Consider the following 14648-nt stretch of genomic DNA (forward strand, 5'->3'; position numbering starts at 1 on the left):
ACCTCACACTCCGAGACTTTGGCATGAACAACTATAAGAAAAGTACACGTAAACACCCTTTGGCCCTGGCCATTACTGCTGCTGCCGGTCTGGCGCTGTCGTTTAACGCCAGTGTTCAGGCGGCCGATAACGGCAAGTTCCGTATCGGCGTTGTCACCTTTTTGTCGGGCCCGGCAGCCGGGCCATTTGGTGAGCCGTCGGCCAACGCCGCCAAGTTGCTGGTGGAAGGCCTCAACCAGGGCAAACTGCCCGCGCCTTACGACAAGATCGGCATCAACGGTGCTGAAATTGAAATGGTGATCATCGACGAGGCGGGCGGTGCGGCCAAACAGGTCGAGGAATTCCGCAACCTGGTGCAGCGCCAGAAGGTCGATGCCGTGGTCGGCTACATCTCGTCCGGCGACTGCCTGGCCATCGCGCCGGTAGCTGAAGAACTGGGGGCCATGACCGTGTTTTACGACTGCGGCACCTCGCAGTTGTTCAAAGAAGATAAAACCCCGCAGTACGTGTTCCGTACCAGCCTGGACGCGGCCGTCGACAACATTGGCGCGGCCCGCTACCTGGCCAAGGTGCGCCCCGACGCGCAAAAAGTGGCCGGTATCCAGCAAAACTACGCTTGGGGCCAGGACAGCTGGAACGACTTTACCCACTCGATGGACCAGCTGATGCCTAAGGCCAAGGTGGTTGAATCGCAGATGCCGAAAGTTTTCCAGGGCCAATACGGCGCTGAAATTTCCGCCATTTCGGTCAAGCGCCCGGACATCATCCACTCCAGCTTCTGGGGCGGCGACATGGAAGCGCTGGTCTTGCAGGCCAACGCCCGCGGCCTGCTGGAAGACGCCACCGCCGTTCTCACCTGTGGCGAGTCGGCCATCGACCGCTACAAGGATCAGGCACCCAACGGCATGATCATCGGTGGCCGTGGCCCGTTCGGCGCGTTTGCCCCGGATAACGACCTGAACCGTTGGTTCAAGTCCACCTACGAGACGGCCTACAAAACCTCGCCGACCTACCCGGCCAGCAAAATGGCCCAGGCCATTCTGGGCCTCAAGCACGCCGCTGAAAACGCCAACGTCGCGTCGGGCAAAGTGCCAACGCCGCTGGAAATCGCCAAAGCCTTCAAGGGTTCGACCTTTGAGTCGGTGTCGGGCACCGTGCAAATGGCCCGTGCCGATGGCCACCAGGCCATGCAGGGCATCGCTTACGGCGAGTACCAGTACGACAAGGCCAGCAAAAAAGGCAGCGTGCAGAACGTTATCGCGTTCTCGGGCGAGTGCGTGACCCCGCCGGACGGCACCACAGCGCTGGACTGGATCAAGGCCGGTTTCCCCGGCGCGCAATGTAACTGATCCGCTAACGGCTACTGTAGGAGCGAGCGTGCTCGCGATCTTTTAAAGATCGTGAGCACGCTCGCGCCTACAGGTTTTGCCACCTTCTTGCCAAGGTAGGACCTCTATGATGAGTCTTTTCGCGGTGCTGATTGACGGCACCATCTATGCCTCGTGGCTGTTTCTGGTCGCGGCCGGGCTCACGGTTATTTACGGGGTGATGCGCATCCTGAACATGGCCCATGGCAGCTTTTATGCCATCGGTGCCTACACCGCCGCGTCGCTGGTGGGCTGGTATTTCAATAACGGCATTGGCCCGGTGTGGGTCGGCTACTTGATGATGCTCGGCTGCGCGCTGGTGGCCGGCCTGATCGTGGGCCTGATCATCGAGCGCGGCTTGCTGCGCTTTATGTACGGCCGTGACGAAGTGCTGATGGTGATCATCACCTACGCGCTGCTGCTGATCCTCGAAGACACCATGAAAATGATCTGGGGCGTGAACCCTTATTTCGCTTATCAGCCGTATGCCGAGATGGGGCGCAGCGCCCTGGCCGGGCTGAAAGTCTCCAATTACGACCTGATGCTGGTCGGCGTTTCCGCGGTGCTGGGCCTTGGCCTGTGGCTGTGGCTGGAGCGCACGAACCAGGGCAAGGTACTGCGCGCCGTGATCCACGACCGCGAAGTGGCGATGGCCATGGGCGTGAACGTGCGCCGCATGTTCACCCTGGTGTTTGTGCTGGGCACCATGCTCGGCACGCTGGCGGGTGCCCTCACGGCCCCGGCCATTTCGGTGGTGCCGGGCATTGGGGTTGAAATCATCGTACTGGCCTTTGCCGTGGTGGTAATCGGCGGCATGGGCAGCATTGAAGGTGCTGCCGTCGGTGCGTTGCTGGTGGGTTTGAGCCGCGCAGCGGCGGTGCATTACGCACCGGAATTCGAACTCTTTGTGATTTACGGGGTAATGGCCTTGGTGCTCGCAGTGCGCCCCCAAGGGCTGTTCGGCCGTGTGCTGGCGAGGAAAATTTGATATGCGCCTGAGTAAAACCGAATTGATTCTGCTGGGCGTGGCAGTGCTGCTGGCCGCCGGCGGTGTGATTGCGCCGCAGTGGCTGGTGTTTCTGCTGACGATGGCGCTGGCCAAGGCGATGGTGGTGCAAGGTGTGGTGATGCAAATGCGCGCCGGCCTGGTGACCTTCGGCCAGGGCCTGTTCTTTTGCGTCGGCGGTTACGCCGTGGGCATGAGCGGGCACTTTTTAAACATCAGCGACCTGGTGGTGTTGCTGTTGATCGGCGTGGGCGCGGCGGTGCTGCTGGCCATGGTGCTGGGCTTGCTGATGACCCGCTACCGCGAGATTTTCTTCGCGATGCTGTCGCTGGCGTTCTCGATGATCCTCTACGGCGTGCTGGTCAAAAGCTCGGCGCTGGGCAGCACCGACGGCTTCAACGTCAAGGCCTGGACCCTGTTTGGCTGGACGCCGGCGGCCGGCCAGGCACCGTTGGCGCTGTTCATCATCATCGTCGCGTGCTCGGGGCTGCTGGCGGTGTTGCTGCACCGCTACAGCCGCAGCAGCGCCGGCATGATGTGCGAAGCCATTCGTGAAAACGAAGTGCGCGTCGAATACCTGGGCCAGTCCCCGCGTTGGGTGCTGTACATGAACTATGTGGCAGCGGCGGCCGTGTCGGCGTTGGGCGGTGGCTTTATGGCCTTGTCCGCCGGGCATATCGACCCGGAAATGGCCTACTGGATCACCTCCGGCGAGTTTGTGTTTATCGCCTTGCTCGGCGGCACTGCCCACGTGGCGGCACCGTTTATCGCGGCCATTCTGTTTGCCGTGGTGCGCACCTACGCCATCGAACTGGTGCCGCACAGCTGGCAGATGATCCTGGGGTTCACCCTGCTGGCCATCATCGTCTTTTTGCCCAAGGGCCTGTGGAGCCTGTTCACCGGGCAAGCACGGAGAGCTAAAGCATGACTTGCATTCTTGAAACCCAGGGGCTGTGCAAATCGTTCGGGGCCGTCACGGCGGCCAAGGATGTGAATGTGCGCATCCACAAAGGCGAAGTGGTGGGCGTGATCGGCTCCAACGGCGCGGGCAAGACCACGTTTATCAACATGGTCACCGGTTACCTGAAGCCCAGCAGCGGCGAGATTCTGTTCAACGGCCAGTCAATCATCGGGCACACGCCGCGTGCCATCACCCGTTCGGGCATGGCCCGTTCCTTTCAGGTGGCGCAACTGTTCCCGCAACTGAGCGTACTGGACAACCTGCTGATTGCAGTGTCGGCGGCACAAAGCCCGTTTCCGTCGTTGCTGGCCCCCATGCGCAATGCGTCACGCATCGCCCAGGCCGACGCGATTCTGGCCGAGTTCGACATCAGTCGCTGGCGCGATACGCAGGTCACGGCGGTGCCCCAAGGCGTGCGCAAGCTGATCGACATCGCGATGGCGCTGATTGGTGACCCGCAAATGCTGCTGCTCGACGAACCTACCAGCGGCGTCAGCGCCGAAGAAAAAACCGCGCTCATGGACACGGTGATGCGCGTGGTGGCACAGCACCAGGTCACGGTGCTGTTTGTGGAACACGACATGGACGTGGTGCGCCGTTACGTGTCGCGCATTCTGGCGTTCTACAGCGGTGAAGTGCTGGCCGACGGCGCACCTGAAGAGGTGCTGGCCAACGCCCGCGTTCAGGAATTTGTCACGGGCGGCCCCAACGCTCACACGAGGGCAGCGCAATGACTCTGGCCATTAGCAACCTGCACGTCTCGATCGAAGGCGTGCCGATTCTTCACGACGTGTCCCTGCAGGTGGGCACTGGGCAAATGGTCGGCTTGATCGGCCACAACGGTGCCGGTAAAACCACGCTGATCCGCACCATCATGGGCCTGCTCGATGCCGACTCCGGCACACTGACCTTTGACGGCCAGGACCTGCGCAGCCAGCCGGGCTTCACCCGTGCCGGGGCGGGCATCAGTTACCTGCCGGAAGACCGGCGGCTGATCCCGGCCCTCACGGTGCAAGAAAACATCCTGTTGCCGGTGTGGGCCAACAAACTGCCTGCCCATGAACAACGCCTGGAATGGGTTTACAGCCTGATCCCGGAAATCGCCCAGTTCCGTGACCGCAAGGCCATGCAACTGTCGGGCGGCCAGCAAAAGCTGGTGGCGCTGGCGCGTTCGTTGATGCCGGGCAACAAGCTGTTACTGCTGGATGAGCCCTTTGAGGGCGTGGCGCCGGTGTTGTCCCGGCGCTTGAGCGAGGTGATCGCCAAGCTGGGCCAGGAAGGCCTGTGCGTGCTGATTTCCGAATCCGATGACACTCATTCTGCTGACCTGGTTGATGCGGTGTTTCGCATCGAACGCGGCAGTGTGACCGCAGGGTAATGACCATCATGTCGACATTTACGTTTGAAACCACCCCCCGCGTGATCTGTGAAGTGGACGGCGCGCTGCGCTTGGGTGCGCTGTGCCGTGAATTGAACGCCGAGCGCGTATTGCTGGTCAGCGACCCGGGCCTGCACCGCGCCGGGTTGCTGGACGCCCCGTTGCAAGCCCTGCGTGACAGCGGTTTGCAGGTCACGCTGTACAGCGATGTACAGGCCGACCCGCCGGCGGCGTCGGTGCAAGAGGCGGTCGATGCGGCCCGCGCCTGTCGCGCGCAAGCCGTTATTGGCCTGGGCGGTGGCAGCTCGCTGGACACCGCCAAACTGGTGGCCTTGCTCTGCGGCCAGGAACAGCGCCTGGAAGACATCTACGGCATCAACCTGGCCAAAGGTCCGCGCTTGCCGCTGATTCAGGTACCGACCACGGCGGGCACCGGCTCGGAAGTCACGGCGGTGGCGATTGTCACCACCCCCAGCCACGAGAAAAAAGGCGTGGTCAGCCCGCTGCTGTACCCCGACATTGCGTTGCTGGATGCGCGCCTGACGGTTGGCTTACCGCCTGCGGTCAGCGCCATGACTGGCATCGACGCCATGGTGCACGCCATCGAGGCCTACACCAGCGCGCACAAAAAGAACGTGCTGTCAGATGGCCTGGCCGTACAAGCCCTAAAGCTACTGGCGGCCAACATGGATCGCGTGCTGGCCGAGCCGGGTGACCTGTCTGCGCGATCCGACATGCTGGTGGGCTCAATGCTGGCGGGTATGGCGTTCGCCAACGCTCCGGTGGCGGCGGTGCATGCGCTGGCGTACCCGTTGGGCGGGCACTTCCATGTGCCCCACGGGTTGAGCAACGCCCTGGTGTTAGTGCCGGTGCTGAACTTCAACCGCCCGGCGGCGCAAGCGCTGTACGCGCAATTGGCGGCAGCGGTGTTGCCGGGCCAACGGTTCGCCAGTGACGCCGAGGCCTGCGACGCCTTTATCGGCTTTATGACCGAGTTGGTGGCGCGCATGCCCTTTGCCCAGCGCCTGAGCGACGTGGGGGTAACGGTGGAAGACCTCGACCGGCTGACCACTGACGCGCTGAAAGTCGAGCGCCTGTTGATCAACAACCCGCGTCCCGTTACCCGCGACGACATCCACGGCATCTATGCCTCGGTGCTCTAAGTTTTCAGGAGTCAGTCATGAGTTATGAATTTAGAAGCGTGCCACGCATTGTCTGCGAAGCGGGCGCGATGCAGGGTGTTGGCCAGGCCTTTGAACAGTTGGGTGCCCGGCGCGTTCTGCTGGTGTGCGACCCCGGCATCGTCCGGCTGGGCTTTACGGCGCAAGCGCAAAGCGCCCTTGAAGCTGCCGGGTGCGCAGTGGCGGTGTTTGATCAGGTCACGCCCGACCCCTCCACCGCTGTGGTTGAAGCGGCCACCGCTCAAGCGCAGGCGTTCAAGGCCGATGGCGTACTGGGGCTGGGCGGCGGCAGCTCACTGGACGCGGCCAAACTGGTGGCGTTGCTGATCAACAGCGAACAACCGCTGGAAGCGCTGTACGGTACCGACAAAGCCCGCGGGCAACGGGTACCGCTGGTGCTGATGCCCACCACCGCCGGCACCGGTTCGGAAGTGACCTGGGTGTCGGTGATCACCGACCCGCAGCAGCGCAAACAGGCGGTGTACTCCGCGCAACTGATGCCCGACGTGGCCATCCTCGACCCGCTGCTGACCCTGGGTTTACCCGCCCACGTTACGGCGGCCACGGGGCTGGACGCCATGGTTCACGCCATTGAGGCCTACACCAGCCGCACCCGCAAAAACCCGATTGCCGATGGCCTGGCCACCGCCGCGCTGACGCTGCTGGGGAGCAACCTGCGCAAGGTGTTGGCCGACGGCCAGGACGTTGCCGCGCGCACCGCCATGCTGCAAGGCTCGCTGATGGCGGGCATGGCGTTCGTCAACGCCTCGGTGGCGGCGATTCATGGATTGGCGTACCCGCTGGGGGCGCGTTTCCACATCCCCCACGGCCACGCCAATGCGCTGGTGATGGCCCCGGTGATTCGCTTCAATCTGGTCGAGGCGCAGCGCGAATACGCTGAGCTGGCGGCCTATCTGTTGCCGGGCGAGTATTTTGCCGATGAGTCAGAAGCCGCCGAAGCGTTTGTTCGGGCCATTGAAGCGTTGGTCAATGACAGTGGCCTGGAGCGGCGCTTGTCCGCGTTGAAGGTGGATGAAGCCTCGCTGCCATTGATGGCCAGCGAAGTGGCCGTCGGCATTCGTCGTTTGATCGACAGCAACCCGCGAGACATGACTGCACAGGAGATCGAAGCGATCTACCGCAGTATCTTTTAACCCGCGAAGACACGCCTTTCGTCGCAATCATCGTGAAAACAGGTTGCGCGGTATACCTGTTAGATCCGGGATTCAGGTTTTACGATCGCTGCGCAATCGGACGTAGCCTCGTTCCTTCGGCAACTGCTACGAAGCGCGAGCCCTGTAGCAGTTGCCGAGCCTTGCGAGGCTACGTCCGGCGACGTAGTCGTCGTAAAACCAGGCCGCGCGGTGCACCTGTCAAACCCAGGCTCGATCGCAACCTGCGGCAGCGATTAGCGGGTTAACGCCACAGATTGACCTTGGCCAGGTCAATCAGCTCGCGGGCGCGGCCATCCATCACGGTTTTGAGCATAAACAGGCTGAACCCCTTGGCCTGCTCGAAGGTGGTGGTGGGCGGCATCACCAGTTCCTGACGGGCGCTGACCACGTCCACCAATACCGGGCCGTCATGGCTGAAGGCTTCGCGCAGGGCGGCTTCCAGTTCCGCCGGGTGTTCGACGCGGATGCCCTTGACCCCCATCGCCTCGGCCATCGCCGCAAAATTGGGGTTGTCCAGGTTGCAGCCCACATCCGGGAAACCGGCTGCCTTCATTTCCATTTCCACAAAGCCCAGAGTGCCGTTGTTCAGCACGATCACCTTCACCGGCAGGCCCACCTGATTGAGGGTCAGAAAGTCGCCCATCATCATCGTGAAGCCGCCGTCACCCGACATGGACACCACCTGGCGATACGGGAACGTCGCCTGCGCGCCAATGGCTTGCAGCATGGCGTTGGCCATCGAGCCGTGGTTGAACGAACCCACCAGCCGGCGCTTGCCGTTCATTTTCAGGTAACGCGCCGCCCAAGCCGTGGGCGTGCCCACATCGCAGGTGAAAATCGCATCCTCGTCCGCCAGTTCGCTGACCAGCCGGTTGAGGTACTGCGGGTGAATGATTGAACTGTCAGGCCCACTTTCTGCCAGCGCGTCGAGGTCTTCGCGGGCTTTTTTGTAGTCTTTGAGCGCAGCGTCCAGGTGGCCACTGTCGGGCTGTTGAGTGAGGCTGGGCAGCACCGCCTGCAAGGTCAGTTTGACGTCACCGAGCAACCCCAACTCCAGGCGGCAGCGGTTGCCCAAAGCCTCGGCGCGCAAGTCGATCTGTGCCACGCGGCCGTGTTCCGGGTAAAACTGGCGATACGGGAAATTGGTGCCGAGCATCAGCAGCGTGTCGCAGTTCATCATCGCTTTATAGCCCGAGGCAAAACCGATCAGCCCGGTCATGCCCACGTCATACGGGTTGTCGTACTCCACATGCTCTTTGCCACGCAAGGCATGCACGATGGGTGCTTTGAGGCGCTCGGCCAGGGCCAGGATTTCAGTGTGGGCCCCGGCACACCCCGCCCCGCACAGCAGCGTGACTTTCTTGCCGTCATTTAAAAACGCCGCCAGCGCATCGATATCGGCATCACCGGGGCGAACCAGCGGCTGCGAGGGCTTGAGCCAGTGGGGCACCTTGGCCTCGGTGGCTTGCAGCGCCACATCGCCGGGAATCACCACCACCGCCACACCGCGCTTGGCGATGGCCATGCGCATGGCGCGCTGCAGAACTTGCGGCAACTGATCGGGGTGCGACACCAACTCCACATAATGGCTGCACTCCTTAAACAGACTCTCGGGGTGCGTGGCCTGGAAATAATCGATACCGATTTCGCTGCTGGGGATATGCGCGGCCAACGCCAGCACCGGCACACCGCTGCGGTGCGCATCGAACAGGCCGTTGATCAGGTGCAAATTACCGGGCCCGCAACTGCCGGCGCACACCGAAAGCTCGCCGGTCAAATGCGCCTCGGCCCCGGCGGCAAAGGCGGCGGCCTCTTCGTTGCGCATATGAACCCACTGGATCTGCTCCTGACGGCGCAGCGAATCGGTAAACCCGTTGAGGGAATCGCCTACCACGCCAAACACGCGTTTGACGCCTGCTTGCTGCAGGGTTTCGGTGATGAAATCGGCAACCGTTCGGGTCATGGCGTGGCTCCTTGAAATAAGAAAAAGACAACAGCGGCGCAGTGACACACCGCCCCGGGCAGGATAGACGCCCACGCCCGGCTGTACAGGTGAGCAGTCGGCGGGTAAGGGCGTGCTAGTTCCGACTCGCGTCATTGCGCCCAGTTCCTTATGGGGACAGGATTGGCCTAGAACCACGTCCCCCTCGGGTCTGCCCCTGAGCAACCGTACGCGCTGACGATGTCGAAGGTTTATCCCGGTGACAGGCTGTTTGGTCAATGTTTAGCCATCGCGCACCCAAAGGTTTGAAACTGGCTATTGAAATGACACGATCAGTCGTGTGAGGCTGTGGGATCTTTGTGACTTGCGGTTGTGTGTATGGTTGTTGGGTGTGTAGGGCAGGTGGGTCGAGGGCTGTCGCCGAGCATTGCGCTTCGTGGGGTGGTCTGTCGTTTCTTTGCCTTGTATGCGCCTAGCCTGTGCAAACTCCCTTCCGAACTGGCCTTTTGGGCTTTGTATCACTGTCGCCACGCCCGCCCACCAGATACGTCTTTTTCCCGTTAAGCCTTGAGTGTTTGCGCCTGTTGCGGTGCAAGCCAATCGGCGCGCCTGTGCGCCTGCCTGATGCGAAAATGTGAGTATCCCCATGAGTGCCACGTCCACGTTTGCCCCGCTGCAAGAAGCCCAGCAATTTCTGGAATCGAACCCGGATATCGAGATGTTCGAGCTGTTTATTCTCGATAACAACGGTGTGCCTCGGGGCAAGTTGTTGCACCGTGATGAGTTGCTGGAGGTTTACAAGAGCGGGCGGCCGTTGCCGAGCACGATTCTGGGCTTGAGCATTCAGGGCGATGATGTCGAAAACACGGGTCTGGTGTGGGAAGTGGGTGATATCGATTGCCGGGCCTACCCCATTAGCGGCAGTTTGCAGCGGATGCCGTGGCGTTTGATGCCGATGGCGGCGGTGCAGGTCAGCATGCACCCGCAGCAAGGCATGCCAGCGACCGTGGCCGACCCCCGGCATGTACTGGCCAAGGTGATTGATGGCCTTAAAGCCGACGGTTACTACCCGGTGATGGCCGCCGAGCTGGAGTTTTACTTGCTGGACCAGCAGCGTGATAGCAACGGCCGGCCGCAGCCGGCACGTGATGCCGACGGCCAGCGCCCTCGGGCGACGCAGGTGTATGGGTTGCGTGAGTTGGAGCAAATCGAACCGTTCCTGGCCGACCTGTACAGCGCCTGTAAATTGCAGGGCATTCCGGCCCGCACGGCCATTTCCGAATACGCGCCGGGGCAAGTGGAAATTACCCTGGAACACCGCAGCGATGCGTTGCAGGCCATGGACGAGGCGGTGCGTTACAAGCGCCTGGTCAAGGGCGTGGCGCACAAGCACGGCATGGTGGCGTGCTTTATGGCCAAGCCGTTCGATGACCTGGCCGGCACCGGCATGCACATGCACGTGAGCCTGGCGGACAAGGACGGCCATAACCTGTTCGCCAGCGAAGCGCCGGACGGCACGCCCTTGCTGCGCCAGGCGGTCGGCGGAATGCTCAGCACTTTGCTCGATTCGCTGTTGCTGTTTTGCCCCAATGCCAACTCGTACCGCCGTTTCCAGAGCAACAGTTACGCGCCGCTGGCGGCCACCTGGGGGGTCGACAACCGTACGGTGAGCCTGCGGGTGCCCGGCGGGCCGGCGTTTTCGCGGCATATCGAACACCGGATTTGTGGGGCCGACGCCAACCCTTATCTCGCGGCGGCGGCCATTTTGGCGGGTATTCACCGCGGCATCCGTGAGCAGATGGACCCGGGCGAACCGGTTGAAGGCAATGGCTATGCGCAGGCCAGCGAGCGGCTGCCGACAGACTGGCTCACCACCCTGCGGGCGCTGGAAGGCTCAGCCTGGGCCAAAGAAGCGTTCGGGCCGGACTTTCTGAAGGTGTTCCTGGCGGTGAAGCAGGCCGAGTACCGGCAGTTTATGGGCGAAGTCGGTGAGCAGGACTGGCGCTGGTACTTGCACCAGGCCTGACGAAGGGCTTGCGGCGCGGGTTGTCCGCAGTTTTTTCAATGATTGCTGACAATTTTTTCACTGATGGCCCTCTAGTCTTTGTGCTGATCTTCTTCCTACACCTAAGAGTTCGTGGGCCATGTCATCGCAGCTACCTTCCACTTTTGAGCTTGAGCTGGCCGAGCAGTATGACCGCGAGCACGCCCGAGTTTGCCAGCAGGCCCGCCCCCTGGGGCTGTTGCAGCGGCTAGCGTTGCGGCGTCAAAAAAGCCTGGTGCGCCGTGCGCTCAAAGCGGCCGGCGAGCCGGGGCTGGTGTTGGACATGGCCTGTGGTGCCGGGCTGTTTTGGCCGGTGCTGGCCGAGCATGGCAACCGCGTGATTCTGGCCGCCGATTCGTCACAAGCCATGCTGGATCATGCCCGCACGCATCACGGCGCGAGCCTGCTGAAGCGGATCAAACCCTTTAAAAGCTCGGTCTTCAACATCGACTTGCCCGCCAATGCCGTGGACAGCATCTTTTGCATGCAGCTCTTTCACCATGTGCGGGACAGTGAACATCGCTTGGCCCTGCTGCGTGAGTTTCACCGGGTTAGCCGCGACAGCCTGATTGTATCGGTGCACGTGGGGCGTTCGGCTGCTCAGCGCAATGACCCGTTGTGCATCGCGGTGAGCCGCGCCGAGCTTGAGGCGCAGTTTGCGCTGGCGGGTTTTAGCGTGTTCAAGCACTACACCGTGCTGCCCGGCAGTGCGCTGGGCAGCATTTATATTGTGCGCAAAGAGCGTTAGTTCAGCGTGTCCAGCAGGGTGTAGGCCAGCTTGATGCGGGCCTCGTTGGGGTAGTTTTTGTTGGCCAGGATAACCACGGATTTCTGTTCGCCCGGCACAAAGGCCACGTAGGCACCAAAGCCACCGGTGGAACCGGTTTTGTTGACCCATGCCGCGGGTTGGGGAGGCTTGACGGGGTTCAGGGCAATGGCCCCGTTGTTCGAGTACGCCATCTTGTTTGAGTTGCCGGTTAGCAGTGAGTCCAGGGACACGGGTGTGGGGTATTGCTCCCAGATCAGGTCCTGGGTCATTGGCCCCACCTGGAAATACCCGACGCGGGTGTCGTCCAGTGCCTGGCGAAGGGGCGCGGGGAGTGTGCCGGGTGCCATGCTCAGTTGTGTGAAGTGCAACAGGTCGCGCGCACTGGTTTTAACCCCATACGCTTCATCGGCCAATACCCCCGGGTTCAACCGCACTGGCTTGCCCTCTTTGTCGTAACCCTGCGCATACAGCGCCATTTTTTCTTCAGGCACGCGCAAGTAGCTGTTTTTCAGGCCCAGTGCCGGGAACAGGTGCTGTTCCAGTGCCTGGTTGTACGTCATGTTCAGGCTTTTGGCCGCAATCAGGCCGAGCATGCCGATACTGGGGTTGGCGTAACTGCGTTGCGTGCCGGCGGGGTAAAGCGGTGTCCAGTCGTTCAAGTATTCAATGAGCTGGCGCCGATTTTTCACGGTCTCCGGTACCTGCAGCGGGAACCCGCCTGCCGTGTGGGTGGCAAGGTGCGTGAGCACGACCTTGCCAAACGCTGAACCCTTGAGTTCGGGCAGGTAGTGGCTGACCGTCTCGGACAGCGACAATTTGCCGTTGGCCTGGGCGTAGGTGGCCAGGGTGGCGGTAAAGACTTTGCTGATCGAGCCGACTTCAAACAACGTGTCGGGTGTTACGCCGGCCTGCGTTGACCGTGACGCCACGCCGAAGTTATGGAACTGCTCCTTGCCGTTGACGCTGATTGCGATGGCCAGCCCTGCAATATCGTAGGTGTTCATGACGTCTTTGACGGCTTCATGCACCTGGGGGGGCAGGGCCGTGGTCTCGGCCCGGGCCAATGGAGCCAACACACACAGGCTTAAGAGAGAGAGCGCAAGAGTGCAGGATGTGAGGTGCGCACGCATTCGGGTGATCCTCTTTTATAGGGATAGACAACGATGGGTGTTCAGACTGCACCGCCCTGTGTGAATCAGGGGGCTCGGGCAACCTATAGCTAAAAGGTCCATTTGGATGCAGTCCCGCGACCTAAATTCTGTAGGCTTTTTCGATGACAAGATGACGAGTCGATGCCCGGTTATCCCTGGTGCCGATATATACTGCCCGCCATTCTTCAAGGGAGAGCCGTGTGGCCATCGATACTCACTGGATTTGCGACAACGATAGCCTCGGCCAACATTGCGCTGAATGGCAAAAATTGCCATTCGTCGCCCTCGACACCGAATTCATGCGGGTCGATACGTTTTACCCGATTGCCGGCCTGATCCAGATCTGCGACGCAGAGCGCGCTTACCTGATCGACCCGTTGACAATCGATAACTGGCAGCCATTGTCAGCGCTGCTGGAAAATCAGTCCGTGGTCAAAGTGCTGCATGCGTGCAGCGAAGACCTCGAAGTGCTGTTGCGCCTGACGGGAAGCCTGCCGGTGCCGTTGTTCGACACCCAACTGGCTGCGGCCTATCTGAACCTCGGGTTCTCGATGGGCTATTCGCGCCTGGTCAAGGACGTACTGGACATCGACTTGCCGAAAGGTGAAACCCGTTCGGACTGGTTGCAGCGCCCGTTGTCTGAAACACAAGTCAGCTATGCGGCCGAAGATGCCCTGCATCTGGCACAAGTTTACACCCAGTTGCAGCCGCGACTGTCGGAGCAAAAGTACGGCTGGGTGCTGGAAGACGGCGCTGAGCTGGTGGCGAACCTGCGCCGCGAAGTGGACCCGTATGAGGTGTATCGCGAGTCCAAACTGGCCTGGAAATTGTCCCGTGCCGAGCTGGCGGTGTTGCGTGAAGTGTGTGCCTGGCGTGAGCGTGAAGCCCGCGCCCGGGATGTACCGCGCAACCGCGTGGTGCGCGAGCATGCGCTGTGGCCATTGGCCAAAACCCAGCCCGATAACCTGGTGTCGCTGGCACGCATTGAAGACATGCACCCGCGCACCGTGCGCCATGACGGCGAGTTTTTGCTCAAGCTGATCAAAGGCACCGCCAGTGTGCCGCCAGAACAGTGGCCGCCTGCCGTGCCCGAGCCGCTGCCAGTCGAGGCGGCTGCGCTGATCAAGCGCCTGCGTGCCATTGGCCAGGCTGAAGCCGAGCGTCTGGACATGGCTGCGGAGCTGATGCTGCGCAAGAAAACCCTGGAGGCGCTGGTCAAAAGTGGCTACCCACAGGGCCCTTATCAATTGCCGGATTCACTGCGCGGATGGCGCCGTGAACGGATGGGTCAGGCGTTGCTCGACTGCCTGGCCACCGCTGGAGAAGCGTCTTGAAACGTATTTGTTCCATTTACCGCAGCACCAAGCGCAACGAAATGTACCTGTATGTGCTCAAGGCCGATGCCCTTGAGCGCGTGCCGGAAACCCTGATGTCGGCCTTTGGCAAGGCGATCCATGCGTTCGACCTGGTGCTGACGCCCGAGCGCAAGCTGTCTCGCGAAGACATCAGCAAGGTGCTGGAAAACCTGGAAACCCAGGGTTACCACCTGCAAATGCCCCCAGCTGAAGACGAATACATCGAGCATTTGCCCGAAGAGTTGTTGCGCCGCAACGACCCGATGTGAACGGCTCCAGGTGCCCGCAGTGGGCACCTGTCTCACACTGATATTGATTG

At 61.5% G+C, this 14648-nt stretch carries 13 protein-coding genes; 11 read left to right on the forward strand and 2 right to left on the reverse strand.

What is annotated here, in order from left to right; genetic code table 11:
- Positions 1-23 precede the first annotated feature (23 nt).
- The 7 genes from Q1W15_RS06970 (at position 24) to Q1W15_RS07000 (ending at position 7047) form a co-directional block, all read left to right on the forward strand.
- Positions 24-1349 carry an ABC transporter substrate-binding protein gene (locus Q1W15_RS06970; protein WP_300725450.1) on the forward strand — a complete coding sequence of 442 codons (1326 nt, stop codon included), beginning with the start codon at positions 24-26 and terminating at the stop codon, positions 1347-1349.
- Between the two features lie 109 nt (positions 1350-1458).
- Positions 1459-2355: a branched-chain amino acid ABC transporter permease gene (locus tag Q1W15_RS06975; protein WP_300725452.1), complete on the forward strand. Its 897-nt coding sequence runs from the start codon at positions 1459-1461 to the stop codon at positions 2353-2355.
- A gap of 1 nt (position 2356) precedes the next feature.
- Positions 2357-3301, forward strand: a complete 945-nt coding sequence (locus tag Q1W15_RS06980) for a branched-chain amino acid ABC transporter permease (protein WP_300725454.1) — start codon at positions 2357-2359, stop codon at positions 3299-3301.
- Complete coding sequence (locus Q1W15_RS06985) at positions 3298-4068, forward strand: ABC transporter ATP-binding protein (protein ID WP_300725456.1); 771 nt, start codon at positions 3298-3300, stop codon at positions 4066-4068. Before Q1W15_RS06980 ends, Q1W15_RS06985 begins: the two co-directional genes overlap by 4 nt.
- Positions 4065-4712, forward strand: a complete 648-nt coding sequence (locus tag Q1W15_RS06990) for an ATP-binding cassette domain-containing protein (protein WP_300725459.1) — start codon at positions 4065-4067, stop codon at positions 4710-4712. Before Q1W15_RS06985 ends, Q1W15_RS06990 begins: the two co-directional genes overlap by 4 nt.
- 8 nt (positions 4713-4720) lie before the next feature.
- Positions 4721-5875 (forward strand): iron-containing alcohol dehydrogenase, encoded by a 1155-nt coding sequence (locus Q1W15_RS06995; protein ID WP_300725460.1) that lies wholly within the window; start codon positions 4721-4723, stop codon positions 5873-5875.
- A 17-nt stretch (positions 5876-5892) separates the two neighbouring features.
- Positions 5893-7047: an iron-containing alcohol dehydrogenase gene (locus Q1W15_RS07000; protein WP_300725461.1), complete on the forward strand. Its 1155-nt coding sequence runs from the start codon at positions 5893-5895 to the stop codon at positions 7045-7047.
- 262 nt (positions 7048-7309) lie between these two features.
- Here Q1W15_RS07000 and poxB read toward each other — a convergent pair whose 3' ends face one another.
- Positions 7310-9031, reverse strand: coding sequence for a ubiquinone-dependent pyruvate dehydrogenase (gene poxB, locus Q1W15_RS07005; protein WP_300725463.1), 1722 nt, complete (start codon positions 9029-9031; stop codon positions 7310-7312).
- A 625-nt stretch (positions 9032-9656) separates the two neighbouring features.
- On the opposite strand from poxB, the gene Q1W15_RS07010 reads away from it, so the two are divergent.
- Positions 9657-11036: a glutamine synthetase family protein gene (locus Q1W15_RS07010; protein WP_300725465.1), complete on the forward strand. Its 1380-nt coding sequence runs from the start codon at positions 9657-9659 to the stop codon at positions 11034-11036.
- Positions 11037-11154: 118 nt separating this feature from the next.
- Complete coding sequence (locus Q1W15_RS07015) at positions 11155-11802, forward strand: class I SAM-dependent methyltransferase (protein WP_300725467.1); 648 nt, start codon at positions 11155-11157, stop codon at positions 11800-11802.
- On the opposite strand, the gene ampC is transcribed toward Q1W15_RS07015, so the two are convergent.
- On the reverse strand, positions 11799-12953 hold the full coding sequence (ampC, locus tag Q1W15_RS07020; protein ID WP_300725469.1) for a class C beta-lactamase: 1155 nt from the start codon (positions 12951-12953) through the stop codon (positions 11799-11801). The two genes, Q1W15_RS07015 and ampC, sit on opposite strands and share 4 nt — an antisense overlap.
- 221 nt (positions 12954-13174) lie before the next feature.
- Between ampC and rnd the strand changes: the two genes are divergently transcribed.
- Together rnd and Q1W15_RS07030 are read left to right on the forward strand one after the other, a co-directional pair.
- Positions 13175-14308 (forward strand): ribonuclease D, encoded by a 1134-nt coding sequence (rnd, locus tag Q1W15_RS07025; RefSeq protein WP_300725471.1) that lies wholly within the window; start codon positions 13175-13177, stop codon positions 14306-14308.
- Complete coding sequence (locus Q1W15_RS07030) at positions 14305-14598, forward strand: YcgL domain-containing protein (RefSeq protein WP_300725473.1); 294 nt, start codon at positions 14305-14307, stop codon at positions 14596-14598. Before rnd ends, Q1W15_RS07030 begins: the two co-directional genes overlap by 4 nt.
- Positions 14599-14648 lie beyond the last annotated feature (50 nt).

The sequence above is a fragment of the Pseudomonas sp. genome (assembly GCF_030150285.1).
Lineage (GTDB): Bacteria > Pseudomonadota > Gammaproteobacteria > Pseudomonadales > Pseudomonadaceae > Aquipseudomonas.

What these genes read in the sequence shown, in the direction of transcription:
- Q1W15_RS07015 (WP_300725467.1), top strand. Translation starts at nt 11,155, where the DNA reads ATGTCATCGCAGCTACCTTCCACTTTTGAGCTTGAGCTGGCCGAGCAG.
- Q1W15_RS07000 (WP_300725461.1), top strand. Translation starts at nt 5,893, where the DNA reads ATGAGTTATGAATTTAGAAGCGTGCCACGCATTGTCTGCGAAGCGGGC.
- Q1W15_RS06980 (WP_300725454.1), top strand. Translation starts at nt 2,357, where the DNA reads ATGCGCCTGAGTAAAACCGAATTGATTCTGCTGGGCGTGGCAGTGCTG.
- Q1W15_RS06985 (WP_300725456.1), top strand. Translation starts at nt 3,298, where the DNA reads ATGACTTGCATTCTTGAAACCCAGGGGCTGTGCAAATCGTTCGGGGCC.
- Q1W15_RS07010 (WP_300725465.1), top strand. Translation starts at nt 9,657, where the DNA reads ATGAGTGCCACGTCCACGTTTGCCCCGCTGCAAGAAGCCCAGCAATTT.
- Q1W15_RS06995 (WP_300725460.1), top strand. Translation starts at nt 4,721, where the DNA reads ATGTCGACATTTACGTTTGAAACCACCCCCCGCGTGATCTGTGAAGTG.
- Q1W15_RS06975 (WP_300725452.1), top strand. Translation starts at nt 1,459, where the DNA reads ATGAGTCTTTTCGCGGTGCTGATTGACGGCACCATCTATGCCTCGTGG.
- Q1W15_RS06970 (WP_300725450.1), top strand. Translation starts at nt 24, where the DNA reads ATGAACAACTATAAGAAAAGTACACGTAAACACCCTTTGGCCCTGGCC.
- ampC (WP_300725469.1), bottom strand. Translation starts at nt 12,953, where the DNA reads ATGCGTGCGCACCTCACATCCTGCACTCTTGCGCTCTCTCTCTTAAGC.
- Q1W15_RS06990 (WP_300725459.1), top strand. Translation starts at nt 4,065, where the DNA reads ATGACTCTGGCCATTAGCAACCTGCACGTCTCGATCGAAGGCGTGCCG.
- poxB (WP_300725463.1), bottom strand. Translation starts at nt 9,031, where the DNA reads ATGACCCGAACGGTTGCCGATTTCATCACCGAAACCCTGCAGCAAGCA.